The 26,842-nt window shown below is 37.9% G+C and carries 24 protein-coding genes and 1 pseudogene; 23 read left to right on the top strand and 2 right to left on the bottom strand.

Annotated features, from left to right (window positions below; all coding sequences use genetic code 11):
* Positions 1–45: 45 nt before the first annotated feature.
* A complete protein-coding gene (locus tag ACLJJ6_RS06505) occupies positions 46–1,383 on the bottom strand; it encodes an APC family permease (RefSeq protein WP_412988404.1) in 1,338 nt (445 codons plus the stop codon).
* 133 nt (positions 1,384–1,516) lie between these two features.
* Here ACLJJ6_RS06505 and ACLJJ6_RS06500 point away from each other — a divergent pair, with 133 nt between their 5' ends.
* Entirely contained in the window at positions 1,517–2,299 is a 783-nt protein-coding gene (locus ACLJJ6_RS06500; RefSeq protein ID WP_412988402.1) for a GH25 family lysozyme, read from the top strand.
* Between the two features lie 1,388 nt (positions 2,300–3,687).
* On the top strand, positions 3,688–4,038 hold the full coding sequence (locus ACLJJ6_RS06495; protein WP_412988400.1) for a hypothetical protein: 351 nt from the start codon (positions 3,688–3,690) through the stop codon (positions 4,036–4,038).
* Between the two features lie 287 nt (positions 4,039–4,325).
* Here the strand turns inward: ACLJJ6_RS06495 and ACLJJ6_RS06490 are convergent, their stop codons facing one another.
* A complete protein-coding gene (locus ACLJJ6_RS06490) occupies positions 4,326–4,706 on the bottom strand; it encodes a DUF4828 domain-containing protein (RefSeq protein ID WP_412988399.1) in 381 nt (126 codons plus the stop codon).
* A gap of 169 nt (positions 4,707–4,875) precedes the next feature.
* Here ACLJJ6_RS06490 and ACLJJ6_RS06485 point away from each other — a divergent pair, with 169 nt between their 5' ends.
* The 21 genes and pseudogenes from ACLJJ6_RS06485 (at position 4,876) to rfbB (ending at position 26,808) form a co-directional block, all read left to right on the top strand.
* Positions 4,876–5,877 (top strand): Gfo/Idh/MocA family protein, encoded by a 1,002-nt coding sequence (locus tag ACLJJ6_RS06485; RefSeq protein WP_412988398.1) that lies wholly within the window; start codon positions 4,876–4,878, stop codon positions 5,875–5,877.
* 16 nt (positions 5,878–5,893) lie between these two features.
* Positions 5,894–7,222 carry a DEAD/DEAH box helicase gene (locus ACLJJ6_RS06480; protein WP_412988397.1) on the top strand — a complete coding sequence of 443 codons (1,329 nt, stop codon included), beginning with the start codon at positions 5,894–5,896 and terminating at the stop codon, positions 7,220–7,222.
* 15 nt (positions 7,223–7,237) lie between these two features.
* Positions 7,238–8,062 (top strand): bifunctional hydroxymethylpyrimidine kinase/phosphomethylpyrimidine kinase, encoded by an 825-nt coding sequence (thiD, locus tag ACLJJ6_RS06475; protein WP_412988396.1) that lies wholly within the window; start codon positions 7,238–7,240, stop codon positions 8,060–8,062.
* Between the two features lie 266 nt (positions 8,063–8,328).
* Positions 8,329–9,378, top strand: a complete 1,050-nt coding sequence (locus tag ACLJJ6_RS06470; RefSeq protein WP_412988394.1) for a serine hydrolase domain-containing protein — start codon at positions 8,329–8,331, stop codon at positions 9,376–9,378.
* 17 nt (positions 9,379–9,395) lie between these two features.
* Positions 9,396–10,148 carry a YveK family protein gene (locus ACLJJ6_RS06465; RefSeq protein WP_412988392.1) on the top strand — a complete coding sequence of 251 codons (753 nt, stop codon included), beginning with the start codon at positions 9,396–9,398 and terminating at the stop codon, positions 10,146–10,148.
* 9 nt (positions 10,149–10,157) lie between these two features.
* Positions 10,158–10,913: a CpsD/CapB family tyrosine-protein kinase gene (locus tag ACLJJ6_RS06460; protein ID WP_412990446.1), complete on the top strand. Its 756-nt coding sequence runs from the start codon at positions 10,158–10,160 to the stop codon at positions 10,911–10,913.
* A complete protein-coding gene (locus ACLJJ6_RS06455) occupies positions 10,897–11,685 on the top strand; it encodes a tyrosine-protein phosphatase (protein ID WP_412990445.1) in 789 nt (262 codons plus the stop codon). The genes ACLJJ6_RS06460 and ACLJJ6_RS06455 overlap by 17 nt, the downstream gene beginning before the upstream one ends.
* Positions 11,686–11,802: 117 nt before the next feature.
* Complete coding sequence (locus ACLJJ6_RS06450) at positions 11,803–12,414, top strand: sugar transferase (protein ID WP_412990444.1); 612 nt, start codon at positions 11,803–11,805, stop codon at positions 12,412–12,414.
* Between the two features lies 1 nt (position 12,415).
* Positions 12,416–13,210 (top strand): DUF4422 domain-containing protein, encoded by a 795-nt coding sequence (locus ACLJJ6_RS06445; RefSeq protein ID WP_412988391.1) that lies wholly within the window; start codon positions 12,416–12,418, stop codon positions 13,208–13,210.
* A complete protein-coding gene (locus ACLJJ6_RS06440) occupies positions 13,207–14,196 on the top strand; it encodes a glycosyltransferase family 2 protein (protein WP_412988389.1) in 990 nt (329 codons plus the stop codon). Before ACLJJ6_RS06445 ends, ACLJJ6_RS06440 begins: the two co-directional genes overlap by 4 nt.
* A 69-nt stretch (positions 14,197–14,265) precedes the next feature.
* Entirely contained in the window at positions 14,266–15,249 is a 984-nt protein-coding gene (locus ACLJJ6_RS06435) for a Stealth CR1 domain-containing protein (RefSeq protein WP_412988387.1), read from the top strand.
* Positions 15,250–15,312: 63 nt separating this feature from the next.
* Positions 15,313–16,314 (top strand): CDP-glycerol glycerophosphotransferase family protein, encoded by a 1,002-nt coding sequence (locus ACLJJ6_RS06430; protein ID WP_412988386.1) that lies wholly within the window; start codon positions 15,313–15,315, stop codon positions 16,312–16,314.
* Positions 16,315–16,380: 66 nt separating this feature from the next.
* Positions 16,381–17,595, top strand: a complete 1,215-nt coding sequence (gene istA / locus ACLJJ6_RS06425; RefSeq protein ID WP_260210390.1) for an IS21 family transposase — start codon at positions 16,381–16,383, stop codon at positions 17,593–17,595.
* Positions 17,582–18,412: an IS21-like element helper ATPase IstB gene (gene istB / locus ACLJJ6_RS06420; RefSeq protein ID WP_412988384.1), complete on the top strand. Its 831-nt coding sequence runs from the start codon at positions 17,582–17,584 to the stop codon at positions 18,410–18,412. Before istA (ACLJJ6_RS06425) ends, istB (ACLJJ6_RS06420) begins: the two co-directional genes overlap by 14 nt.
* Before the next feature lie 336 nt (positions 18,413–18,748).
* Positions 18,749–19,963 carry an IS21 family transposase gene (gene istA, locus ACLJJ6_RS06415; RefSeq protein ID WP_260210390.1) on the top strand — a complete coding sequence of 405 codons (1,215 nt, stop codon included), beginning with the start codon at positions 18,749–18,751 and terminating at the stop codon, positions 19,961–19,963.
* A complete protein-coding gene (gene istB / locus ACLJJ6_RS06410) occupies positions 19,950–20,780 on the top strand; it encodes an IS21-like element helper ATPase IstB (protein ID WP_412988384.1) in 831 nt (276 codons plus the stop codon). The genes istA (ACLJJ6_RS06415) and istB (ACLJJ6_RS06410) overlap by 14 nt, the downstream gene beginning before the upstream one ends.
* A 176-nt stretch (positions 20,781–20,956) precedes the next feature.
* On the top strand, positions 20,957–21,973 hold the full coding sequence (locus tag ACLJJ6_RS06405) for a sugar transferase (RefSeq protein WP_412988382.1): 1,017 nt from the start codon (positions 20,957–20,959) through the stop codon (positions 21,971–21,973).
* 80 nt (positions 21,974–22,053) lie between these two features.
* Positions 22,054–22,920, top strand: a complete 867-nt coding sequence (locus ACLJJ6_RS06400; RefSeq protein WP_412988381.1) for a hypothetical protein — start codon at positions 22,054–22,056, stop codon at positions 22,918–22,920.
* A 261-nt stretch (positions 22,921–23,181) separates the two neighbouring features.
* A pseudogene (gene glf, locus ACLJJ6_RS06395) lies at positions 23,182–24,300 on the top strand (UDP-galactopyranose mutase).
* Between the two features lie 2 nt (positions 24,301–24,302).
* Positions 24,303–25,718 (top strand): polysaccharide biosynthesis C-terminal domain-containing protein, encoded by a 1,416-nt coding sequence (locus tag ACLJJ6_RS06390; protein ID WP_412988379.1) that lies wholly within the window; start codon positions 24,303–24,305, stop codon positions 25,716–25,718.
* Positions 25,719–25,788: 70 nt separating this feature from the next.
* The gene (gene rfbB / locus ACLJJ6_RS06385; RefSeq protein WP_412988378.1) at positions 25,789–26,808 is read left to right on the top strand and encodes a dTDP-glucose 4,6-dehydratase; all 1,020 of its coding nucleotides are present in this window, start codon (positions 25,789–25,791) and stop codon (positions 26,806–26,808) included.
* Positions 26,809–26,842: the final 34 nt, after the last annotated feature.

Here is a 26,842-nt window from a genome sequence, read left to right as displayed (position 1 = left end):
TTAAAGCCCTCAAGGCTGGACGAAGCTCCAAGCTTGCGGGCTTTTTTAATTTCTTTTCTTGTTTGTGTAATAAAGGTTTGTCAAATAATAAACGGGAATGCCTAATAGGGTGACTCCAGTACCAATCATAGCAAGTTCAAACTGGGTTATGACGGTAGTTATCAAAATAAAAACACCGCCGAGAATTGCGAAAATTGGAATTATTGGATAGCCAGGCACAAGATAGGGACGATGCAGCTCTGGTTCACGTCTCCGAAGCACAAACACCGCTATGAAAAGCAACAGACTAAAGAACCACATCACAAAGACAATCATATCGGTCAGCCGGTCAAAATTTCCAAGCAGCATCATTAAAACTGCAATGGCAAACTGGAGCAGCCCCGCGCCAAATGGCGAAGCGGTGCGCCGACTGACCTTTTTGATAAAGTGACTGAAAGGAAGTGAGTTTTCCTCAGCCATCGCCAGGGGCACACGCATTCCAGTCATGGTATAGCCATTGATAGCCCCATAGACGGAAATCAGAATGCCGATTGTGACTAACTTGCCGCCGAGAACGCCAAAGAGCTGAATGGCGGATTGAGAAGCAGCGTTAAGATTACCTGCCAGATGAGAGATGGGTAAAGTTTTTAAAAAGACAAGGTTGATGAGGGTGTAGATAACCATAATGAGTGCCAATCCCCAGCCAATCGCGCGGGGTAAATCTTTTTCCGGATGTTTCATTTCACCTGCAATGGCACCGACGCCTAACCAGCCATCATAGGCAAACATGGTGGCTAATAAGCCGCTGGCAAAAGCACTGAACCCATTCGTATGACTGGCGGAACTGGGCAACAGGTGTAAGCCGACCTGCCCAGGGGTGAGAAGACCAACAACAACGATAATGACAATTGGGATAAGTTTAAAAATTAGAGCCCAGGATTGTAAACGGCCGGCCGCTTTAGCTCCCAAAAAGTTGATGAGTGTAATTGATAGGCCGGTAAATAACGCGATTGGCAACTGTGCTTGAGTGTTTAAACGAAGGAGTGCTGCCAACTGCGTCCCAAAGACAATTGAGAGTGCAGCGATGTTGGCGGGAAAATAAATCAAGCTTTGTGTCCAGCCAAAAAGATAAGCGGGTAACTTGCCGTATGTGTATTCTAAGTACTTCACAGCCCCGCCAGTGAGGGGGATGGCAGCAGCAAGTTCTGCGCTGGTTAATCCGGCACAGATGGTTAACAAACCGCCCATGAGCCAGGCAAGTAATGTTAATCCGGCTGATTGGGTGGCTTGCACGACACTTGCCACCTTGAAGAAGACACCGCCGCCAATGACAGTGCCCATGACGGTTGCCAGCGCGGTAAAGGTCCCGACTTCTTTTTTGAGACCATCTTTTTCGGTATTCACGGTTATTTCATCTCTTTTCGTTTGGTTCACAATTTTTCCATTATAGCAGAAACCGGGGGCTGATTAAAACGAAAGTCATCGAAAATGGAAAAGGTGTACAATAGAAAAAAACGGCGGTAAGGGATGAATTGATTTGAGTAGGCGAGACATCAAACCGATTTATAGTAATACCTATAAGCATAAAAAACGCGGGCATTGGCGACGATGGTTGGCAGTCTTTGGTGTCCTATTGGTTGGGGGACTCATTTTTGCAGGCTGGCATTTGTGGCGGCAACATCAATCCCAAGCATTACAGCAATATCCCATTCGTGGCATCAGCGTTTCTCAGCAGGATGGGTTTGTTGACTTTCAGGGTGTCCAAAAGGCAGGCATGAAGTTTGTTTACCTAAAAACAACGAGCGGTACCACCTATTTTGATGACAATTTCACTGCCAACTATGACCGGATTCAAGGGGCAGATTTAAAAGTTGGCGTGTATCAAATTTTTAGTTTTAGCAAATCAGCACATCGTCAAGCCCAGTATTTCATTCGAAAAGTGGGTCATAAAGTTGGTAATTTACCGATTGCCATTCAAGTCACCTATTATGGCGACTACGAAGATAATCCACCGAATCAAGCAAAACAGGGCAAAAAGCTGCAGGAGTTAACCCGTGAACTGGCCAACTACTACGCTACACCTTGTATTATTTGGACCACGCCAACGATTTCGAAATCAATGATTACCCCATACCTTTCTGACAGCCGTCAATGGTTGATTGTTGATGGACTCAGTGAATTGTCAAAAAGAAAAATTGGTAAGCGCACCGAATTTGTGCAGTATAGTGATGATGCTGACTTAACGGTTTCTGGACAAAAGACCAGCTTTACGACTTCCGTATTCACGGGAAAAAAGCAAGTGTGGAAAGAAATTAACTAGAATTTTAGCGCGCAGATTACAAGGTCAATTCGAACACTGACTAAATCGTTCCCTGAATGTTTCAATGACATTATTCATAGAATTTCGACTACGGTCTGGAATTTTAGCCATCTAAAAATAGCCGACCCTTTCTTTCTACAAATGTTGCCAAACATGTCTTTGAACCACGTTTTGTTTACCGTTTGTATGAATGGTAATCTGTGTAGTCTTTGATTTTAACAGAGAATGAGCTGATTTTAGTAATTAGTGTATGTATTTTTAAAAAGTCGGAAGGTGATACTTGCAAAAATTAATTAACGGTAAATTCTTTATTCCAATTATGTCCCTTGTTTTATTGTGTCTTATTGGAATGATTGGATTAGATTATATGCTGTCAGCAAATCTGTGGGGAACATCCCATAAAGAGATGCTTATTCAAATTACCTTGTTAGTTATTATTTGGTCTTCACTTATTTTTTTGATTTGCCTATGGCTTAAATTTTATTTATTAACGTTGACCACTTTTATTGTGTCCAATATTAGCTTTTACTTTCTTACGATATCAGATTTAATTAAAAGCGGTTTTTTTCCGGTTCGTTTACTCGTTTGGACGATTACGATGTTTTTATTATATGAGTACATTGTCAAATCGTTACGAAATAGAAGAAAAAAAGTCAAACATGAATAACGTAAAATCGGTATCAGCAAAGTACTGATTCTAGGATTCCAAAAATCCAAGCTATAAAAAGTGAATTTACTATTAAAGGCCCTTTGCTCTAAAAGAATAGCGATTTTTTCTGTACTGATATGCAAAAATTAAAAACAAAACTAGGTAACAGACAGTATGAAAAATTGATGCAAAAGGCAAAAGTTACCAACCATAATGCAGTCATTTTTACCTATCCGGATGAAGCTAGATGATGTTTATTAAATTACGTGATAGCATTTTAGTTTATCGCTTATAGTCAGGTTCTAATATTAGACAAAGTTGAGATAAATAATAATCCTGAGGGTGTTGCGTACAGACGATTGGTTAGCTTCTTTGCTAAAATTTCAGATCACTTTGAGTTAACGCTATACCAACAACTCTTGGATACATACAAAGAAACACCGAAGATATTAGGCGATGTTTAGATCAGTATTGGTTTAACACAAAGTTAACCAATCAAAATGCGGGTACTACGAATTTTAGATGGAAATCCATGAAATTATATCAATACCAAATAAATAGCAAAACGTCTTGCAGGTGTACAGATCACAAATGAGGAGAGGGTCACATGATAACTTTTAGGTGGTCAGTTGTTTTATACCGTGACGTGGTGCTTATTTGAATTGTCTGCATGAGTGGTTATTTTATTTTTTAAATTTTTCGTCATTTTAAATAATTTGGGAAGATAGAAGGCGTTCCGATGAAAAAAGTAATTAGAGTTGTTGTACCGATTATTTTGGTGATTGGTTATGTTTATTTGTATCATTCAGTTTCACATGATATTTTGCAATCCGCATTAATCATCGGCGGTGTTTTGTTGCTCATATTTGGGTTAATGATTGGGCTTGGTAATTTGGAAAGTAAGGATCAGTTGCCGCCTGTTCAGGCAGGTAATCCCAATGTGCCACAACGACTAAACGTTTTTATGAAAACGGGGAATTTTTTAAAACAGTCACGGCTTCTGGTATTTAATGAGGCCTCAATCTGGCTAATTGGCGTTGCACTTTCTTTAATTCTTTACGGTTTTTTGTTTTATTGGCAGGTTATATAAAAATGAAAATAAAGATTCAATGAGTGCGACAAATCTTGCTTATGCTGGTAAGTGAAAAAATTTAGTACGAGTTTAGAAAAGCAGTGCTTCGTCAACGGTTGTTGATGAAATTTTTTAAAGCTCTATCATTTGGTGATTAGGACTTTTTGTTTACTACTAAACAATACATAGAAATCTGTCATCAGTAATAGTTAAAATTCTATTACCAACAACGGATCTCGTAGAACCAAATAAAATGACCACGTCTTTTAGGGGTGGCCATTTTTATTTACATATTAAGATAAACTTTATTTGGTAATCTTATAATTACTGAGCAAAATTGGATAAGTTTCATTATCAGTTTCATCATAAATTGAGATTGGGCGGTTTTCGTCTGCCGTGATCCGGACGTGATAGCCGTAATTATCTAAAAAAGTAATGCTGTGCTTATCCCATTTTTCGACCTTAGCCTTAATTGGGCGGTTATCAATCAGTAAGTCAAAGTTTGGTCGAATTTCGACAGCGTGAATTCGTGTCGAATCGTTGGTACGATAATTCCAAGTCCCCACAAAAAATAAAGGATTCGTTTCCGGCTCAGACTTATCGTTTTCATGGAGCTTTTTAGAAGTTAGAATGCCTGTCAAAAAAGAAGCTGTTATCAATCCGAGGTTTTTTAATTTCACCGTCATCAAATCCTTTCGCGTTTTTCAATACCTTAAGAATAGCATTTATAATAGGTAACGACATGTCAATTTAGTTAAATTTTAACGATTTTTATAATGAAACCCTTTTAAATATACTTACTTTGTCAACACTGATAAAATGGAAATGAAAGTATACAAAATTGGAGGGTGGACCATGATTAGATTAGGAATTATTGGCACCAATTGGATTACACAGCAGTTTATTGAAGCCGCACACGCCACTGGCGAATATCGCTTAACGGCCGTTTATTCGCGGACAGTTGAAAAAGCCAAACAGTTTGGAGAGACAAAGGGGGCAACCATTTTCTCTGATGATCTATCAGAATTTATGGCAAACGATGCTTTGGATGCGGTGTATATCGCTTCGCCGAATGCTTTACATTTTGAGCAAGCAAAATTAGCTTTAGAAAATGATAAAGTCGCCATTGTCGAAAAACCGATCGTTGCCAACCTGAAACAGATGGAAATTCTGCGCCAAACCTTAGAAAAACATCCAAAGGCGCTTTTGTTTGAAGCCGCACGCCAAATTCATCAACCTAATTTTAAAGCGGTCCACGACCAAATTGAAAAGTTAGGTCGTATTCAAGGCGCAACTTTGACGTACATGAAATATTCCAGCCGTTATGATGCCGTCTTGGCAGGACAAGAGCCAAATGTCTTTAGCTTGAAGTTCGCGGGTGGTGCGCTGCAAGATCTAGGTGTTTATGTGGCATATGATGCTGTGGGGTGGTTTGGCATGCCGGAAGATGTGGCGTATTACCCAACGCTTGCGCCTACCCGTGTGGATGGCAAAGGGGTTGCCATTTTACGTTACCCGGAATTTGACATTACGCTTAATATTGGCAAAACCAGCAATTCGTACTTGCCTTCTGAAATTTATGGGTTGAAGGACACGATTGTCATGAGTAATCCGGCTGATCTGGAAACAGTCAGCTATCGTGACGAAAAGGGTAACGAGACGCTTATCGGTTCAAAACCGGCAGAAAACCCAATGATCGCAGAAGCAGCCGATTTTGCGCGTGTCATTCAAGCACCTGATAACGAGCAAAATCAGCAAGATTATTGGAAATGGTTGGATCTCAGCCAAAACGTCGCGAAATTGTTGTATAATTTACGTCAATCTGGCAAAATAGTTTTTCCGGATGACAATAAGTAAACAGATAGGATAAAACATGGATAAGCAATTTGAACAGTTTTTTGAACAACAAGGTTTTAAATCCCCGACAGCCATTCAGCAAGCCGTTTATCAGCCCTTGAAGGATGGTGAGTCGGTAATGGGATTGGCCCCAACGGGATCTGGAAAAACTCTCGCTTTTGTGGTACCGCTTTTGGAAAAGACCGTTCCTGGTGGTGGCACACAAGTTTTAGTTTTAGCACCCTCACAAGAACTCGCGGTCCAAACGACCGATGTATTCCGACAATGGGGCACAGTTAACAATCTCAAAGCTACGTCGCTAACGGGCGGTGCCAATATGCAACGTCAGATTGAGCGCTTAAAGAAACATCCAGAAGTGGTCGTCGGTACGCCTGGGCGGATGCTTTCCCTAATTCAAGAAGACCGGCTGAAATTGAAAGATGTGCAAACCGTTGTAGTCGATGAAGCTGATGAGCTACTTACCGGGGAAACTTTTGATGAGGTGCGTGAATTGGTCATGCACAGTCCAACGGATGTCCAATTAGCCTTTTTCTCAGCGACCCAAGCTAATTCAGCTGCTAAGTTGGCAGAAATCTTTGGGGTGACAATTCACGAACTTGATGTGCGCACGACAGATACAACCCAAGGCGAGGTTTTGCACGGCTTAGTCCGGGTCGCTGCGAATAAAAAAGTCGCATACTTGCGCCGATTAGCGAAACTCAAACATTTTCAAGCGCTCGTCTTTTTTAATTATGTTTCCACTTTGGAACATGTGGCGGCGGAATTGAAGCATGAGCATGTTTCCAGTGTCAAGTTAGCGGGTCATCAAGTGCAAACAGAACGGGCAACGGCCATGCGCCGGTTTAGAAAGGGCGAGGCTAAGCTCCTCTTAACGACAGAAATGGCAGCTCGTGGCCTAGACATCGCAGATCTTCCTGCTGTGATTAATTACGACTTACCAGCCTCTGCGACCGCTTATATCCATCGTACGGGCCGCACCGGACGGATGGGTCGTGCCGGCGTCATTGTCAACATGGGAAATGACCACGATTTGCGTGATCTTAGAAAACTAGTGCCAACAGTTACCTTCAAACCTTTATATTTGGCACATGGTGAGTTGACGGATCAAAAAGAAATACTGGATCGAGACACAAAACCAGTGGCAGACAAACCAGTTTCTAACGAAGAGGCGTCGCAAAGTATACCGGCAACAACAAGCGAAGCAAATCGTGCGCTAAAACCGGTCCAACAAAAAAAAGACCGCAAACCAGCATACATTGGCGGCAAACCCAAAAAGAAAATCAATCATAAAAAGCATTCCAAGAAAAAAGGAATGCGGCATAAGAACAAAGAACGTTTTGAATGATAGGAAGTAAGAGAAATGACAACACCTTTAAAAACATTAACGATTGCCGGTAGCGATACAAGTGCTGCAGGCGGCATGCAAGCAGATTTGAAGACCTTTGAAGAGTTTGGCACTTACGGGATGGTGGCATTAACCTGTATCGTCACAATGGACCCTAAAGATTGGAGTCATCATGTGAACCAGGTTGATCCACAAATTCTAAAGGATCAACTTGCCACGGTTTTTAGTGGCGGGAACCCGTCAGCAATGAAGACAGGGATGTTGGGCGATCAAACTACCGTTGAAATTGCCTATCATGCCATTAAGGACCATAACCTGAAGAACGTGGTGATTGATCCGGTAATGATTTGCAAAGGGGAAACCGACGTGTTGAATCCCGACGCAGCCAATGCTATCCGTGACTTATTGATGCCCTTGGCTGAAGTCACCACACCTAATTTGTTTGAAGCGGGCGTTTTATCTGGTCTGGGCACATTGCATAATGTGGCGGAAATGAAACAGGCCGCGCAAAAAATTCACGAATTAGGGGCTAAGGCGGTTGTGGTAAAAGGCGGCAAAGGCTTACAAAGTGATGAAGCAGTGGACGTTTTTTATGATGGTGAAAAATTTGAATTGTTAAGTTCAAAAAAACAGGCGACTGATCGAAATGCTGGTGCGGGATGCACATTTGCGGCAGCCGTGGTTGGTGGTCTAGCTAATGGATTAAGTGTGGGCGAGGCGGTTCACTTAGCTAAAGAATTCGACACAGCTGCGATTCAAAACGGCTTTGACCTAAATCAATTCTTGGGGCCAGTTTTTCATCCGGCTTACCGCATCCAGAAATTAGGTAAATTGGTCTAATTTTGTTAATTAAAATATCTTGAGAAAAGGAAATCGTTTTCGGGTAAACCGAAGGCGATTTCTTTTTGGTTAATCCTATTACAATGCTGAAACTGACGTTGCATGGAGCCTAATAAAATGATAATGTATAACGTGGATGTGGTAAATTTAAAAAGCGGAGACGACCAGGATGAAAAAATTCTTGATTTGGTTTTTTTCAATTATTATTGCACTAGTTGTGCTTGGGGGGCGGCTGCTTTGCGCTGGCTAAGTATAATACAAACAGTATGGCGCATCGTTACTATCAACGCTTCTTTGCTTCAACAAGCAAGGCCTCGCAACCGGCAAAAGTTGTGGCAACTGCGTTTCGCGTGCCGGTGACGGCAAAAAAAGACAAAGCTGCTTCGCAAGTGGATGCCGCGATGAAGGCTAATAACTTAGTCGGTTCCGTAGCAGTTATACGCGCTGGCAAACTCACTTATTTAGCTTCACGAGGGCAAAGTAAATATCCAAGCGGTGCTAAAAATACAAGTGCTACTCGCTATCAAATCGGATCGGCGCAAGATCTGATCACGGCGGCTTCTGTGATGCGGTTAAAGCAAGCCGGCAAGTTAAGCTTGAGTGATAAGTTGAGCAAGTATTATCCCAAGGTAACGAATGCAAAGCACATCACAATTAGTCAGCTTTTGAATATGACATCAGGATTAAGTACATATGCAACTGCCCCGAAAACCAACAGTTTTCCAACGTTGTTGACTTGGAACGAAAATAATGCGGTCAGCACTTCAACTGGCAGCTGTGATTATCAAGCAATCAACTATGTGTTGTTAGCGGGGATTATTCAAAAGGTAAGTGGGCAGCCCTATCGAGAATTTATTCAGGCGCAGCTGATTGACAAATTGGATCTGAAACAGACCGGTTTTGTGTTAGATGATGCCCAACGCAACAAATTGGCAACTTCGTATGAAGATAGTTATTCAGGTGGCAAGGTTGCAGTCACTGGAATGGCAAAACTGCAGAGTACCAAGTTAGGTCCGTATCAGATGTACATGAGTGCCAAGGATTTAGCTACCAGTTACCTCTATATTTTAAGTGGTAAGATGATTAGCAAGTCAAATCTTGATAAGTTGATTGGTCACACGCAAAGTAAGTTTTCGGGTGGTGTTTATCCAGAAGACGGTGATATTCTGGTTCACGGTCAGTTGGGTGGCTATCAAGATAGTATCCAGATTAATCCAGATAAGAAAAATGGCGTCATTTTGTTAACAAACTATGTCCCTACTGGGATTAAGAATACCGATACGGCACCAATTATTTATAATAAGGTTTTTAAGTAGACAAGTTGGAGGATGTTATGAATCAAGCAGGGAACAACGTAGTAACTTTTAGTGAGATTTTGTTAACGCTACGCAAACACATTAAGTTAATTTTGGGGACCACAATTATCATTACGGCAATCGCGGCTGTAGTGACTTTCTTTGTTATGACACCTAAATATAGCGCAGGCACACAGATTTTGGTAAATCGAAAACTCGATGCCAGCATGGCTGGTGCACAGTATCAAGCCAATCAGGCGGATATCCAGATGATCAATACTTATAAGGATATTATTACGAGCCCCGTCATCCAAGACACGGTGAAAAAACAAACTAAAAATTTACCAGGCTCCGCAGATAGTACGGTTAGTGTAAGCACGCAGACGAATTCACAAGTTTTTACAATTAACGTGACTTCAACCAACCCAAACACTTCTGCTTCAGTAGCTAATAAAACAGCTAGCATCTTCAAAAAGCGAATTACTAAGATGATGAGTGTCAATAACGTAACAACTGTTTCCAAGGCGATTGTGAATAACGACCCCGTTTCACCAAGAATTAAGCTAAACTTACTAGCTGGTCTGGTCTTGGGATTAATTCTCGGAGTTGGCTTGGCCTTCTTGAGCGAATTTAACGATAAGACGATTACAGATGAAGCATTTTTGACGGACACACTTGGGCTCACCAGCTTAGGGATTGTAAATGAAATCAGTCAAAAAGATATTGATCGTCAGGTCCGGGAACAAACTGTTGGCTCAGAGCGTTCCAGCAAAATGCGACGAAGGGTTTAGGTGATAGAAATGCCATTATTTCGAAAAAAACGTAAATTAGATAACGAGAGTTTGAAACGCGGCGTCGGATTAATTACAATTACTGATCCAAGCTCCGTCATTTCTGAACAGTTTCGGACAGTCCGGACAAATATCCAATTTTCATCAGTGGATAAGAAGCTACAGTCAATCGTGATTACTTCTTCAGAGCCTTCAGAAGGGAAATCGACGGTCAGTTCTAATTTAGCTGTTGTTTGGGCAAAACAAAAACAAAAAGTTCTGCTGATTGATGCTGATTTGAGACGACCAACTGCACATCGGACATTTAACATCTTAAATGCGACTGGTCTGTCGAGTTATTTGACGAACAATGCCGTTTATGAAGAAATCATTCAAAATACGGATATTCCTAACTTGAGTGTCATTACCAGTGGTCCGGTACCACCAAATCCAGCTGAGTTATTGAACTCCCATCATGTGAATTCACTGTTGGCTAGATTGCAGTCCGAATATGACATGATTATTATTGATGCCCCACCAATTAATACAGTGACGGATGCACAATTATTGGCTAATAAAGCTGATGGGGTGATTTTAGTAGTACCACAGGGAATTGCTGAAAAAGGTAGCGTCATGCATGCGGTTGAACAATTAAAAACAGTACATGCAAAGTTGCTTGGGACTGTCATGAATCGGTTTAAGGCAGATAAAGCACCAGGTTACTACGGTGGTTATTATGGCGGCGATTATGGTGGCTACTACGGGGTGGATGATAAGGATGATTGATTTACATTGTCATATTCTTCCAGGCGTTGACGATGGTTCGCCAGATATGGGCACTTCAATTGGCTTAGCCAAAGTTGCCGTGGAACAGGGGATTACCCATATGCTGTTAACGCCGCATCATATGGATGGGGATTACCTCAATCACAAAGCAGATGTGATTGCCAAAACAACGGCATTTCAAGAAGAACTGGACCGTAATCAAGTACGGTTAACTGTTTTCCCAGGCCAGGAAGTTCATATCACTGGGGAACTCATGCAAGCAATTGATCGGGACGATATTTTGTTTGCCGATGAAAGTAACCGTTATTTAATTTTGGAGCTGCCTCACAATGAAGTTCCCGAATATACGAGTAAATTGTTGTTCGCACTACAAGCACGGGGGATTACGCCTGTACTGGTGCATCCAGAACGAAATCAAGGATTTATGCAGGATCCAGATAAATTATACGATTTCGTTGCACAGGGATGCTTAACACAGTTAACTGCTAGCAGCTATGTTGGAGTTTTTGGACAACACGTGCAAAAATTTACGGAACAAATTATTGACGCAGGCTTGGGATCTGTATTTGCGTCAGATGCACACAATTTTAAAGGACGTAATTTTAAGATGGCACAAGCCTTTGAAAAGTTGAGCAAAGCCAAGGGCGAGCGTTTTACAGAAATTTATCAGGAAAATGCTAAAAGCATTATTAATGGTGATGATGTGATCTTGGGGGAGATTCATCATGTTCATGACAAAAAAAAGAGAAAGAAACTCTGGGGATTATTCTAAAATGAAAGAAAATAGGGTAGAGAAACAAAGTATTGGCAATTTAGCATTTCCAAAAGAGAAAAAAATGAAAACAATGTGAGGAAAATTGTTTTGGAGGAGAGCAGTTTTGAAAAGATAATGTATAAAAGTGTGAAAAGGTTGACAGACATAGTTTTGTCAATTATAGCATTGGTGCTCCTAAGTCCGGTATTCCTAGCTGTAGCATTAATTTATAAAATTAATAAAGCAGACGAGGGCCCCTTATTCTATAAGCAGAATAGGGTTGGAAAAGGCGGTCAAATTTTTGGCATGTATAAGTTTCGTTCGATGGTAGTGAATGCTGAAAATAAACTAAAGCAGAATCCTGATTTGTATAGAAAATATATTGAAAATAATTATAAATTGCCACCTGAAGAAGACCCGCGCATCACGAAAATTGGGAAATGGTTGCGAAAAACTTCTGTTGACGAGATTCCCCAATTTATTAATATCTTGAAGGGCGACATGTCATTGGTAGGCCCACGTCCGGTAATTGAGGAAGAATTGAGAGAGTACAGTGATGTTGAGAAACTTTTGTCAGTTAAACCGGGTGCTATGGGGTTATGGCAGGCAAGAGGTCGCAGTGAGATTGGATATCCTGAAAGAGCAAATATCGAGATGGAGTATATTGAACATGCTAGTCTTTTGATGGATTTTAAAATCATGATCATGAATTTTTGGAATATTTTCAAAGGTAAGGGTGCATACTAGGATGGAAATAAAAATATTAGTTGCAGCTCATAAAAACTTTCCAATGCCCAAAAATAGAAAATTATATTTACCTGTGTTGGTTGGTGCCACCCAAAATTACAAGGCAGGAATAAATTTTCAAAGAGATGATCAGGGCAAAAATATTTCTATTAAAAATCCTAATTATAATGAGTTAACGGCAGTATACTGGGCTTGGAAGAATCTTTCGGCGGATGCAGTTGGGTTAGTTCATTATCGTAGGTTTCTCAGTTTGCATAAGCAACGAAATATCGAAAAAATTTTGAACCAGGAAGAAACTGAGGATTTATTGAATAAAAAACCAATCATTTTACCCAAAAAAAGAAATTATTATATTGAAACCAATTATACCCACTATATGCATGCTCATCATGTAGAACCGTTAGATATTACACGACAGATAATTCTGGAAACGTATCCTGATCATATTAAAAGCTTTGATAAAGTAATGAATTCTAGAAAAGCACATATGTTCAATCTGTTCATTATGAAGAAAGAATATTTTGATAATTATGCGTATTGGTTGTTTACAATATTATTCAAATTAGAAAAGAAAATCGATATTCAAGATTATTCGGTACAAGAATCGAGAGTTTTTGGTTATTTGTCGGAATTGTTATTAGATGTTTGGATTAATAAAAACAACTTTGAGTTTTCTGAAGTCAATTGGATACAGATTGGAAAAAGAAATTTAGGAAAGAAAATATTGAATTTTTTTAAAAGAAAATTTTTTCATTCTTTAAAAAAACACACACTTCTGAAGGTGATGAAAATATGAATGATATAAAAATATCCGTCATTGTACCAGTATATAACGCAAGTAGGTATTTAGCACGATGCTTAGATAGTATTAAAGAACAGAATATGCGTGAATTTGAGGTTGTTTTAATCAATGATGGATCTACTGACGGTTCTCTAGATATTATAAAACCGTATTTAGAAGATAAAAGATTTAGGTTAATCAATCAGGAAAATCGAGGTATTTCGTTTACTAGAAATCATGGTATTGATGTCGCGATGGGGGAATATATCGTTTTTGTAGATGCAGATGACTTTGTTTTTCCTGATTATTTGTCATATCTTTTCCATTTAATTGTGAAGTTTAACGCGAAAATATCTAGTTGTGCTCATGAAAGTATAAATCCAGGTGCAAAAGTCACACCTATTGCAAATGCTAAGGAATATTTCATGGGTGTAAAAAAATACTTTGAGAATTTAGGAAATAAAACTCTGCCATATCAAATGGGTGTTTCTCCATGGGGGAGAATGTATAAAAAGAGTTTGTTTGAAAATATAAAATATCCCAATGGAAAAAAATTTGAGGACTCTTCTACTACTTACAGATTAATGCTGGAAGCGGGTGGAACTGCAGTTGGAGAGAAAATTAAGTATTTATATTATCGGAATGCAAGTTCAATCGTACAAAAGCCTTTCACTTCGGATAGATTTGAGTTTTTAAATGCTGAAAGACAAATGACAAATGATATTGCTGAACATTTCCCTGAAATTACGGAATCTATGAATAGACGTTATCAGTACGCGTTAATGAATACTTTGGCACATATTGCTATCTCCCCAAATCAGAAAAAATTTGTGCTGGAACAGAAAAAATTAAAAGCACAAATTTTAAATCATTTCACAAAAAAAATATTTGATAAATATAATAGAAAAAAAGATGTGCTGGGTTTGATTACATTAAGAGTGGGGCTTCCAGTTTATAGATTTTCATTTTTTGTCTTTAAAAAATTGCAAAAAGTTAGTTAGCATAAATTAACGTACGTATGGAAAACATTGCTTTTTTGACCTATGATTTTTTAACAAGGAGTTGCTTTTTTGGAAAATATAGATTTTGTCGTAACATGGGTTGATTTTCAAGATCCGGTTTGGAAGGCTAAGTATAATGAGTATAGACCTCAAAGGCTTAATTTAACAAATAATGAAATTAGATATAGAGATTATGGTACTTTTAAATATTGGTTTAGATCGGTAGAAAAATATGCACCTTGGGTGAATAAAATTTTTTTGGTGACTGATAAACAAGTGCCAGAATGGTTGAATACAAATAATGACAAGTTGGTAATTGTGGATCATACAGATTTTATTGATCCTGAATTTCTACCGACTTTTAACTCAAGTGTGATCGAACTTAATATTGCTAACATAAAACAGTTGTCGGAAAAATTTGTGTTATTTAATGATGATATGTTTTTAAATGATGTTGTAAAGAAGGAAGATTTTTTTAAAAATGGGATGCCGGTCGATTTTGGAACATTTCAACCAACCATGCCTACAACAGAATTTACGCATATATTAATAAATGATTTACTTTTAATAAATGACTGGTTTGAAAATCGTGTAATAGTTAAGAAAAATTTCAAAAAATATTTTTCGATAAAGTATGGTGCAAAGAGGCTTGCGGAAGCTGCTACGATGCTACCCTACAGAAAAATCGCTGGTTTTTACGATGCTCATATTAGTAGCCCATATCTAAAGTCTACCTTTAAGAAAGTTTTAAAAATGGCAGATGATGATTTTAAAAAAACGGAGACACATAAATTTAGAAATAATAATGACATAAACGAATGGTTAATTAAATACTATCAGTTTTGTTCTGGACAGTTTGAACCCCAAAGAAAGACGTTTGGTAGTTTTTATGAATTAACTGATAGGAATTATTTTATTCAAGATATCGAAAAATCAAAAAGTAAAGTGGTATGTGTAAATGACGTAGAAAGTCCCGATTTAGACGTAACCATGAATTTATTAAGAAAAACTCTTCAAAAAAAGCTACCGAATAAATCAAGTTTTGAAAGATAACTTCGAGAATTTATATTAAATCGGAACAAATAGGTTTGATTTTTATATATGAAAAGGAAAAAAATGAGAAAAATTAAAGGAATTATCATCAATAATACTTTGATTGCGAAGTTTGTCATTTGTTGCGTGCGGGTTGTATTTACAATATTGGATAAGTTGATAAGGAGTAGAAAAAAACAAATACTTTTTACAAGTTACTCAGGAAGGCAATTTAGCGACAGCCCGAAGGTGATCTACGATTCGTTGATAAATGACGGCCGATTCGAAGATTATAAGTTTGTTTGGGGATTACTTGAGCCTGAAAAATTTAATTTTTTTGGCAGGTCCGAGAAAGTGAAGATTAATAGCTTTAGGTACTTTGTGATGTTATGTCAATCCAAAGTTTGGATCTCTAATACAAGCATTGAAAGATTGTTTGCGTACAAGAAAAGTAAACATATATATATAAATACTTGGCATGGAACTCCGTTGAAACATTTAGGAAAAGATGAAAATGATTCTAAATATTTGGTCAAAAATTGGTATAATAACGCTAATTTTGATCTATTCACCTGTTCAAGTGAGTATGACAAAAAAATATTCCAGAGAATTTTTCCAAAAACTCCTAAAAGTGCATTTTATGAAGTAGGATTGCCAAGAAACAATGAATTGCAGGATTCATTGAAAAGTGATGGTAAAGAAGTAAAAGAAAAATTATATACGCACTTAAAATTAGATCCGCAAAAAAAGACGATTCTGTATACACCTACTTTTCGGGATGAGTCCAATGATAGAGCCAACCAATTAAATGAGAGAACTTTGAAAAACATATCTGCTAAATACAATCTCTTGATTAGAGGCCATTACTTCGTCAATAGAAAGAATAAACTACATAATGATTATTATGTAGATGTAACGGATTTTAAAAATATAAACGATTTATACATCGGCTCTGATTTGTTAGTTACTGATTATTCCAGCACGATGTTTGATTATTCAATATTAAAAAAACCAATAGTTCTTTTTGTGCCAGATTTAGAACAATATGTCAGCAACGGTTGTAAAATGTTGGAAAATACCGATTAGAAAATGTCGGTTTTCCAACATTTTTTTACGGTAAACTAAACGTATCTCAAATTTGGAGGAACTGAAATGCGTTTAGATGTTGAACAGTGTGTCCAGCAATATATTATGAACAAAATAAAGCCCAACTTCGCTGAAATTGGTCGACGATATGGTGTTGATCCGCGAACGGTTAAAAGATACTACAATTTAGGGCTCACGCCCCCAGATGAGCAGCCACAACCCTTACGGCGGCCGAGTAAACTTGACGATTATCGAAAAACGATTGAAGAAAAGGTTCTAGAAGGCTGTTCGGCAACGGCAATTTATTACTTTATCAAAGAACGTGGCTATCAAGGAAAGCAAAGTATTCTCAGAGACTATTGTCGAACCATCAGAAAAGCCGCAACGAAAAAAGCCACTATCCGGATTGAAACCTCGCCAGGGCTTTCAGCCCAGGTTGATTGGAAAGAAGACTTAACATTGATTTCTCGGCATGGAGAGATTGTCAAAGGCAACATCTTCTTATATGTTTTAGGGTACTCGCGAATGAAATACATGCAATTTACCTTCAGTCGCAGCCAAACTACCTTTTTTGATTGCTTAACGAATGCCTTTTGGGCAACCGGGGGTGTGCCGAAAGAAATCTGGTTTGACAACCAAAAGGTTGTCGTCGATCATCATAAAAGTAATTTTGGTAAGCCGGTATTTAATGAAACCTTCGTTGAATACGCTAAGGACGCTTGTTTCAAGCCAATTGCTTGTCGACCGTTTCGGCCACAAACCAAAGGAAAGGTTGAGGCGTTGGCCAGAACTACTCAGCGAATTAAAGTTTACAACCATGAGTTTGAAGAGCCGCTAGACTTAGCCGAGATCGTTCATTTGACGTGTGATCAGCTGAATCATGAGAAGTCTCAGGCGACTCAAATTCCGCCTTATTTATTGCTTGATAAAGAAAAAGAGTATCTCCATGATTTTGATCATGACTTACTCGATGCCTATGCCAGCCAAACCATCGCAAGGAAAGTTAGCAAGGAATCAATGATTGTCTTTCAAAATCGGAAATACTCCGTCCCCATCAGATATATTGACGAAACCGTACAAATTAAACACGATGACAATACTCTATACGTTTATTATAACGGAGAACTAATTCGTTCTCACCCTATTTCACTGAAAAGATTTAATTATCTTCGCGATGACATGGAAGAGATTGTCCGATCAGACCTTTATAAGAATCGTGATGACCGAGTCATTGATGATTACGTCGACCGAAACCTGAAGATGTTTGATGAAATGGAGTGAGAAAATGGCTAATTACCAAGCGTTATACACCAACCTTAGACAATTAAAGTTAGATCGTTTCGCCGAACATTTAGGCTACCTATTGGATCATCAAGATGAAGCACCCAAGTCCTTGAGTGATGCCTTATTCGAATTGACAACGGCTGAGCTTAAATACCGGGAACAAAAAAAGATTAATTTGAGAATTAAACTAGCCCGCTTTCCATATGAAAAAACGTTAGCTGACTTTGACTTTAGCTATCAACCAGGAATTAACCAAGGGACAATTGAGGACTTGGGATCACTAAGATTCACCCAAGAGAATCAAAACATTTTGTTTATCGGCACCTCCGGTGTCGGTAAGACTCACCTAGCCACCGCCATTGGAATTGAAGGGTGTAAACAAGGAATTTCAACGCAGTTTATTCGATGTAGCGACCTCATCAACAAGCTTCAAACAGCACAAGTTCAAGGACGAAGCGAAGAAGTGTTGCGCCGGTATGCCCGTTTTCAAATTCTAATCATTGACGAGATTGGTTATCTCCCAATTGAGTCAGTGGGTGCTAAGCTGTTCTTTCAGCTAATTGAAAGACGATATGAACGGAAATCAACCATTATCACCACTAATATTCCGCTTTCTAAGTGGGGAAACACCTTTTCAGATAAGATGTTAGCTAACGCCATTTTAGACCGCTTGGTTCACCACGCTAAAGTCATCCGAATCACCGGTCGATCATATCGAATGAAGGATCATTTGATTGAAAAGAAGGATAATTCTGGACCTGATTTATCAGGTTTTAGCTCACAAAATAAAGAAAGGAGCAGTGAGACACTGTAAACCTTATCGGTAAAAAACAGCATTTTTTAATCGGCAAAAAACGACATTTTCACATCGGCGTTGACACAATATTCCAGGGAACGTGGACTGTACTTAAATATTGATGAGTTGGGATTGAAAATTTGTGAAAGGTCAGAAGAATTGGTAAATACAATAGATTCAGCAATGAATGATATGAATTATTTAAATGACATAATCAGATTTGAACAAAAGTTTCATACGAGCAAAGGTGTCAGCAACGGTTGTAAAATGTTGGAAAATACCGATTAGAAAATGTCGGTTTTCCAACATTTTTTTACGGTAAACTAAACGTATCTCAAATTTGGAGGAACTGAAATGCGTTTAGATGTTGAACAGTGTGTCCAGCAATATATTATGAACAAAATAAAGCCCAACTTCGCTGAAATTGGTCGACGATATGGTGTTGATCCGCGAACGGTTAAAAGATACTACAATTTAGGGCTCACGCCCCCAGATGAGCAGCCACAACCCTTACGGCGGCCGAGTAAACTTGACGATTATCGAAAAACGATTGAAGAAAAGGTTCTAGAAGGCTGTTCGGCAACGGCAATTTATTACTTTATCAAAGAACGTGGCTATCAAGGAAAGCAAAGTATTCTCAGAGACTATTGTCGAACCATCAGAAAAGCCGCAACGAAAAAAGCCACTATCCGGATTGAAACCTCGCCAGGGCTTTCAGCCCAGGTTGATTGGAAAGAAGACTTAACATTGATTTCTCGGCATGGAGAGATTGTCAAAGGCAACATCTTCTTATATGTTTTAGGGTACTCGCGAATGAAATACATGCAATTTACCTTCAGTCGCAGCCAAACTACCTTTTTTGATTGCTTAACGAATGCCTTTTGGGCAACCGGGGGTGTGCCGAAAGAAATCTGGTTTGACAACCAAAAGGTTGTCGTCGATCATCATAAAAGTAATTTTGGTAAGCCGGTATTTAATGAAACCTTCGTTGAATACGCTAAGGACGCTTGTTTCAAGCCAATTGCTTGTCGACCGTTTCGGCCACAAACCAAAGGAAAGGTTGAGGCGTTGGCCAGAACTACTCAGCGAATTAAAGTTTACAACCATGAGTTTGAAGAGCCGCTAGACTTAGCCGAGATCGTTCATTTGACGTGTGATCAGCTGAATCATGAGAAGTCTCAGGCGACTCAAATTCCGCCTTATTTATTGCTTGATAAAGAAAAAGAGTATCTCCATGATTTTGATCATGACTTACTCGATGCCTATGCCAGCCAAACCATCGCAAGGAAAGTTAGCAAGGAATCAATGATTGTCTTTCAAAATCGGAAATACTCCGTCCCCATCAGATATATTGACGAAACCGTACAAATTAAACACGATGACAATACTCTATACGTTTATTATAACGGAGAACTAATTCGTTCTCACCCTATTTCACTGAAAAGATTTAATTATCTTCGCGATGACATGGAAGAGATTGTCCGATCAGACCTTTATAAGAATCGTGATGACCGAGTCATTGATGATTACGTCGACCGAAACCTGAAGATGTTTGATGAAATGGAGTGAGAAAATGGCTAATTACCAAGCGTTATACACCAACCTTAGACAATTAAAGTTAGATCGTTTCGCCGAACATTTAGGCTACCTATTGGATCATCAAGATGAAGCACCCAAGTCCTTGAGTGATGCCTTATTCGAATTGACAACGGCTGAGCTTAAATACCGGGAACAAAAAAAGATTAATTTGAGAATTAAACTAGCCCGCTTTCCATATGAAAAAACGTTAGCTGACTTTGACTTTAGCTATCAACCAGGAATTAACCAAGGGACAATTGAGGACTTGGGATCACTAAGATTCACCCAAGAGAATCAAAACATTTTGTTTATCGGCACCTCCGGTGTCGGTAAGACTCACCTAGCCACCGCCATTGGAATTGAAGGGTGTAAACAAGGAATTTCAACGCAGTTTATTCGATGTAGCGACCTCATCAACAAGCTTCAAACAGCACAAGTTCAAGGACGAAGCGAAGAAGTGTTGCGCCGGTATGCCCGTTTTCAAATTCTAATCATTGACGAGATTGGTTATCTCCCAATTGAGTCAGTGGGTGCTAAGCTGTTCTTTCAGCTAATTGAAAGACGATATGAACGGAAATCAACCATTATCACCACTAATATTCCGCTTTCTAAGTGGGGAAACACCTTTTCAGATAAGATGTTAGCTAACGCCATTTTAGACCGCTTGGTTCACCACGCTAAAGTCATCCGAATCACCGGTCGATCATATCGAATGAAGGATCATTTGATTGAAAAGAAGGATAATTCTGGACCTGATTTATCAGGTTTTAGCTCACAAAATAAAGAAAGGAGCAGTGAGACACTGTAAACCTTATCGGTAAAAAACAGCATTTTTTAATCGGCAAAAAACGACATTTTCACATCGGCGTTGACAAAAGGAGACAACATAGACTTAATTAAAAGAACAATCATAAAAAATACAAAAAGTAAAATTTAAAAACTATAATATACGTTAGTGTGTGGTAGCTAAAATGGAGAATACTAATGAGAAAGTTTGTTATGCAAGTTAAATTAGGCCAAAAAAATACTAGTGGTCAAAAAGCAAAAGAAGATATAACCAAGATATTATCCGATGACGGGTATAAAGTGCTTGGTATGAACGTTAGCCAAAATAAGTTTATCAAGTTAATCACTATTCCGTATAAGGTGAATAGAGGATTAAAGGAAGTTGAAAAAAATGATATCGTAGTAGTTCAGTATCCCATGTATAGTAGACTACTAATTAAAAATGTTATAAAAAGGTGTAAAAAACGAGGTGCAAAAGTAATTGGGATCATCCATGATGTAGAGTCATTAAGATTCCTTAAGGGGGAAAAACGAAAAAGTATTGATGAACTAAACATTTTCAATAGTTGTGATTGTTTAGTTTCACACAATGAAAACATGACTGGCTGGCTGAGGTTAGAAGGAGTAAAAACAAAAATAGTTTCATTAGAGATTTTTGATTATTTGACTAGGGAAAAAGAGGTTTCTGCTGGTTTAAAAAAAGATTTAGTTTTTGCAGGCAATTTAAGTAAGTCTAGTTTTTTGGAGAAATGGTATCTTGACGAAAAAATTAAAGTGTTTGGAATCAATCCAGGTAATTATTCTAAGAGCATCAAGTATATGGGCGTAAAAACTCCCAATGAGTTGCCAAAATATTTGGATGGAAGTTTTGGATTAGTTTGGGATGGTAATTCAATGAGTACAAATGCCGGTGTGTATGGTGAATATACCAAATATAATAATCCTCATAAAGTGTCACTTTATTTAAGCAGTGGTTTGCCAGTTATTGTTTGGAAACAAGCGGCAATTGCAAAGTTTGTACAGGAGAATAGAATTGGGCTTGTAGTGGAAAGTTTATATGAACTGCCCAAGGTATTGGGAACACTAAGCGATGCTAATTATGAAGTTATAAAAGATAATGTACATAATTTATCTGTAAAATTTAAGTGTGGCTATTTCACAAAAAGGGCAGTGAAGAGTGCAATTGAGGCTATTAATGGGAAGAAGAATTTATGAAGGAATGACTAAACTCAAAGTTTATCTGAGTTATTCATCTCATTACAATAGTAATATACTAGAAAGATGTGTGTTATCTGATGGAACAAAAGAACTTATATATCTTAAATAACTTTTTTTTCTTTCTTGCCTATATACCGATCCTTATATTAACTTTTCTCAATACTAGTATGCTTGGACAAGAGATTTCGAGTAGCTATTTTAACGTGGCACTGGTGGCAGCAATTTTAATGGTAGCTTATAAAATTTTTTTTCTGGATAATTTAGCTATTCAGGATTACTTATTTTATTTTTTAATATCTATTGCAACAGCGATAGCTTATCATTACTCAGGAAATAGCACCTTGATAATACTTGTGATTTTTCTACTTGGTAGTAAGAATGTTAATAAGAAGTGGTTGGCAACTACTTATTTAATCATCAGCTCCTTGCTATTATTATTTGTTTATTATTTAACAACTATTGGGCGCATACCAGATTTGACCTATATTAGGGGTACAACTATTAGGCATTCGTTCGGAATCATTTATCCTACTGATTTTGCATCTCACATTTTTTACTGTTGTTGCGCATACATATTTTTGCGGGGAAGGAAGTATAATGTATTCGATTTATCTTTGCTTTTAGGAATATCCTGGTTTGTATATAGCACAACAGACGCACGTCTAAATAGCCTAATCATTTTGATGCTCGCATTCGGGAGAATTTTAGTTAGATACAAATGGGTATGTAAAATTCTACGAAATATTTGGTCGGTTCCTATACTTGGATTTTTATTTTCATTTGTTGCAACTTTTTTTTACAATCCATCCAATGGGGTCCTTAATTTACTAAACAACTTCTTTTCTGGGCGATTAAGTATTGTAAAAGGCATTTTGAACGAGTATGGATTAACTTTTTTTGGACAAAAAATCGTTGAGCATGGGTGGGGGGGGAAATGGCATTAATTTAATCACCTCCATTAATCAATATAGTTATATTGATTCTGTATATTTGAGACTTCTGATTATTTTTGGAATTGTGCCTACCGTTATATTCTTATGTTTTACAACTTTAGCTATGAAGTATGAGAGAGATATTGTTTTATTATTAATACTAACGTTGATTTTTATCACTGGGATTATTGAACAACATTTTATCGATATTGCCTATAACCCCTTTTTTATGTTAATGATTACAGATTATTTTAGAGAGAGAGGAAAGTTAAATTGAATTATTTAGTAGTGGGGTCTGGGTTATTTGGTTCCGTTTTTGCTTATGAAGCGGCCAAGAGAGGAAATAAAGTTACAGTTATTGAAAAAAGAGATCATATTGGTGGGAATATCTATACAAAAGAAATTGAGGGAATTCAAGTTCACGAGTATGGTGCTCATATTTTCCATACAAAAATGCCTGAAATTTGGAAATATATAAATCAATTTGCAGATTTCAATAATTATATCAATACACCGATTGCTAATTATAACGGTGAAATATATAATATGCCATTTAACATGAACACCTTTAATAAGCTTTGGGGTGTGGTAACGCCTGAAGAAGCCGAGAGAAAGATTGAAGAACAGAAAAGGAGTGTAAAACTAACTGGTAAACCTCAAAATTTGGAAGAGCAAGCGATTTCTTTAGTGGGACCGGATGTGTATGAAAAGTTAGTCAAAGGGTATACTGAAAAGCAGTGGGGTCAATCTGCAAAGAATTTACCTGCGTTCATTATTCGACGATTGCCAGTTCGTTTTACTTATAATAACAACTATTTTGATGATCCTTATTAAGGAATTCCAATTGGCGGCTATACACAGATTATTGAAAAACTTTTAGCAAGTGATCTTATCGATGTTAAAACGAATACGGACTTTTTTGAGAATAAAGATGCGTATCTCAATTCTGATGCTAAAATCATTTTTACCGGTATGATTGATCAGTTCTTTGATTATGAATTAGGGGAATTAGAATATCGGAGTTTACGTTTTGAAACAGAAATAAAAGATGTGGATAATTACCAAGGAAATGCGGTTGTCAACTATACAGATGCAGAAACACCGTACACACGGGTTATTGAACACAAACACTTTGAGTTTGGTAAAGGTAATAAGAATAGAACCGTCATCACACATGAATATCCCAAAACATGGCACCGTGGTGATGAACCTTATTACCCAATTAATAATAAACGCAACAAAGAACTATATACACGTTATGTCAAATTGGCAAATGAAAAAGCACCAAGCGTCCTATTTGGTGGGCGCCTAGGTCAATATCGTTACTACAATATGGATCAAACAATTATGGCTGCGCTACAAACTGTTAAAAAGGAATTTGGAGAAAAATAATTATGCAGGTAGTTAAGAATTACCTTTATAATGCTTCATATCAAATTTTCATTCTCCTCGTCCCCTTAATAACGACACCGTATTTGGCGCGTGTTTTGGGCCCGACAGGAGTAGGGATTAATGCTTTTACGAATTCTAATATTCAGTACTTTATCTTATTCGGAAGTATTGGCGTTAATTTATATGGAAATCGGCAGGTAGCTTTTGTTCGAGATAATAAGGAAAAGTTAACTCAAACTTTTTACGAAATATTTTTGATGCGGGTAATTACGATTACATTGGCTTACATTGCTTTCTTGATTTTTTTATCAATTACAAATCAATATCATGTTTATTATTTAGCACAATCTGTTTCAGTGATTGCCGCAGCTTTTGATATTTCTTGGTTCTTTATGGGCGTAGAAAACTTTCAGGTTACTGTTATTCGAAACTTTATTGTGAAAATTATTACCTTGATTTGTATTTTTACATTTGTTAAAAGTGAAGCAGATTTGACGTCATATATTCTCATTCTTTCATTGTCCTTATTAATTGGCAATATGACGCTGTTCCCGAATTTGCATAAATATATTGGCCGAATTCATTTACGAAGTTTACGAATTTGGCAACATGTTGGACCCTCAGTGGCGTTATTTATTCCGCAAATTGCGACTCAAGTGTATTTAGTAGTGAACAAAACGATGCTTGGTAATATGACATCGGTTCAAGCATCTGGGTATTTTGACCAATCAGACAAAATGATTAAAATTGTGTTGGCTGTGGTGACAGCAACAGGCACTGTGATGCTACCTCACGTCGCGAATGCTTTTATGCACGGAGAAATTCAAAAGACAAAAGATTTGCTATATAATAGTTTTCGCTTTGTCACAACGCTTTCAATTCCAATGATGTTTGGTATTATGGCAATTGCACAGAAATTTGTGCCCTTATTTTTTACAAAGCGTTTTTCCGTAGTTACACCGTTAATGACGGTTGAAGCTGTAGTTATATTATTGATAGCTTGGAGTAATGCATTGGGAACGCAATATTTATTACCTACCAAACAAAATCGGGCTTATACCAGTTCGGTTGTTTATGGAGCAATTGTAAATATCATTATTAATATTCCCCTTATTCTATTATGGGGAGCTCTAGGTGCGACAATTTCGACAGTTTTGTCGGAATTGACGGTAACAAGCTACCAGCTGTACGCTGTTCGGAAACAAATCAATTACACGAAATTATTCGAAAATGTTCCGAAGCTATTACTCGCAGGTGTGTTCATGTATATTATAGTTAAAGCAGTAGATCTCAAAACTGCTAGCACCTGGATAATGTTATTAGTGGAGGTAGTAATCGGCATTGTAGTTTATCTGGTAGCTTTATTAAGTATGCAGCTATTACCAATTTCAGATATAAAAAGAATGATCAAAAAATAGCTTATTGAGGTTAAGAAATCGTTATGATTTCTTTTTTTAATGATATTTTTATTTTAACGAGGCAATTTTGGTGAAAAACATAATTGTAACTGGGGGAGCCGGATTTATTGGTTCAAATTTTGTCCATTATGTGGTGAATAATCACCCAGAGGTACACATTACAGTGCTAGATAAGTTGACCTATGCTGGTAATCGCGCTAATTTGGCCGGATTGCCAAAAGATCGAGTGGAATTAGTGGTTGGCGATGTTGCTGACGACGAGTTAGTTGATAAATTAGTCAAAGACGCTGATGCTGTTGTGCACTACGCAGCTGAAAGTCATAATGATAATTCGTTGATTGATCCAAGTCCGTTTATTCAAACGAATATTGTTGGTACTTATACTTTAATTGAAGCTTGTCGTAAATATGGGGTTCGTTACCATCACATCTCAACTGATGAGGTTTTTGGCGACTTGCCATTGCGAGAGGATTTGCCTGGTCATGGGGAAGGTGTTGGTGAAAAATTCACACCGGATTCTCCTTATAAGCCAAGCAGTCCTTATTCTTCCTCCAAAGCGAGTTCAGACTTATTAGTTAGAGCATGGGTACGCTCGTTTGACTTACAAGCAACTATTTCAAACTGTTCCAATAATTATGGACCATATCAGCACATCGAGAAGTTTATTCCGCGTCAAATTACAAATATTTTAAGTGGTATTCGCCCTAAGCTCTATGGATCTGGTAAAAATGTTCGTGACTGGATCCATACGAATGACCATTCACGTGCAGTTTGGTTGATCTTAAATGAAGGCAAAATTGGCGAAACCTACCTAATTGGTGCCGATGGTGAAAAAGATAACAAAACAGTTCTAGAGATGATTCTTGAAGCAATGGGTCAGCCTAAGGATGCATATGATCATGTGAAGGATCGCCCGGGACATGATATGCGTTATGCGAGTGATTCAACCAAATTACGTACGGAATTGGGTTGGCAGCCTGAATTCACTGATTTTAAGAAGGGGCTTCAGGATACCATCCAGTGGTATACAGATCATGAAGATTGGTGGAAAGATGAAAAGCAAGCCGTTGAAAATAAGTATACCAAATGAAAGTATTTGAGAAATGGATACTGCTACCTTCATA

Source organism: Pediococcus siamensis (assembly GCF_047220215.1).
Lineage (GTDB): Bacteria > Bacillota > Bacilli > Lactobacillales > Lactobacillaceae > Pediococcus > Pediococcus siamensis.
Note: the sequence above shows the minus strand (reverse complement) of the source record. Positions and strands in the feature narration are given on the sequence as shown.

Bases quoted from the DNA above. Each gene is read 5' to 3' on its own strand.
- ACLJJ6_RS06400 (WP_412988381.1), top strand. From the start codon at position 22,054: ATGGAACAAAAGAACTTATATATCTTAAATAACTTTTTTTTCTTTCTT.
- ACLJJ6_RS06465 (WP_412988392.1), top strand. From the start codon at position 9,396: ATGAATCAAGCAGGGAACAACGTAGTAACTTTTAGTGAGATTTTGTTA.
- ACLJJ6_RS06490 (WP_412988399.1), bottom strand. From the start codon at position 4,706: ATGACGGTGAAATTAAAAAACCTCGGATTGATAACAGCTTCTTTTTTG.
- istA (WP_260210390.1), top strand. From the start codon at position 18,749: ATGCGTTTAGATGTTGAACAGTGTGTCCAGCAATATATTATGAACAAA.
- istA (WP_260210390.1), top strand. From the start codon at position 16,381: ATGCGTTTAGATGTTGAACAGTGTGTCCAGCAATATATTATGAACAAA.
- ACLJJ6_RS06440 (WP_412988389.1), top strand. From the start codon at position 13,207: ATGAATGATATAAAAATATCCGTCATTGTACCAGTATATAACGCAAGT.
- ACLJJ6_RS06405 (WP_412988382.1), top strand. From the start codon at position 20,957: ATGAGAAAGTTTGTTATGCAAGTTAAATTAGGCCAAAAAAATACTAGT.
- ACLJJ6_RS06470 (WP_412988394.1), top strand. From the start codon at position 8,329: ATGGCGCATCGTTACTATCAACGCTTCTTTGCTTCAACAAGCAAGGCC.
- istB (WP_412988384.1), top strand. From the start codon at position 19,950: ATGAAATGGAGTGAGAAAATGGCTAATTACCAAGCGTTATACACCAAC.
- ACLJJ6_RS06450 (WP_412990444.1), top strand. From the start codon at position 11,803: ATGTATAAAAGTGTGAAAAGGTTGACAGACATAGTTTTGTCAATTATA.
- ACLJJ6_RS06430 (WP_412988386.1), top strand. From the start codon at position 15,313: ATGAGAAAAATTAAAGGAATTATCATCAATAATACTTTGATTGCGAAG.
- ACLJJ6_RS06455 (WP_412990445.1), top strand. From the start codon at position 10,897: ATGATAAGGATGATTGATTTACATTGTCATATTCTTCCAGGCGTTGAC.
- ACLJJ6_RS06445 (WP_412988391.1), top strand. From the start codon at position 12,416: ATGGAAATAAAAATATTAGTTGCAGCTCATAAAAACTTTCCAATGCCC.
- thiD (WP_412988396.1), top strand. From the start codon at position 7,238: ATGACAACACCTTTAAAAACATTAACGATTGCCGGTAGCGATACAAGT.
- ACLJJ6_RS06480 (WP_412988397.1), top strand. From the start codon at position 5,894: ATGGATAAGCAATTTGAACAGTTTTTTGAACAACAAGGTTTTAAATCC.
- istB (WP_412988384.1), top strand. From the start codon at position 17,582: ATGAAATGGAGTGAGAAAATGGCTAATTACCAAGCGTTATACACCAAC.
- ACLJJ6_RS06495 (WP_412988400.1), top strand. From the start codon at position 3,688: ATGAAAAAAGTAATTAGAGTTGTTGTACCGATTATTTTGGTGATTGGT.
- ACLJJ6_RS06485 (WP_412988398.1), top strand. From the start codon at position 4,876: ATGATTAGATTAGGAATTATTGGCACCAATTGGATTACACAGCAGTTT.
- ACLJJ6_RS06390 (WP_412988379.1), top strand. From the start codon at position 24,303: ATGCAGGTAGTTAAGAATTACCTTTATAATGCTTCATATCAAATTTTC.
- ACLJJ6_RS06460 (WP_412990446.1), top strand. From the start codon at position 10,158: ATGCCATTATTTCGAAAAAAACGTAAATTAGATAACGAGAGTTTGAAA.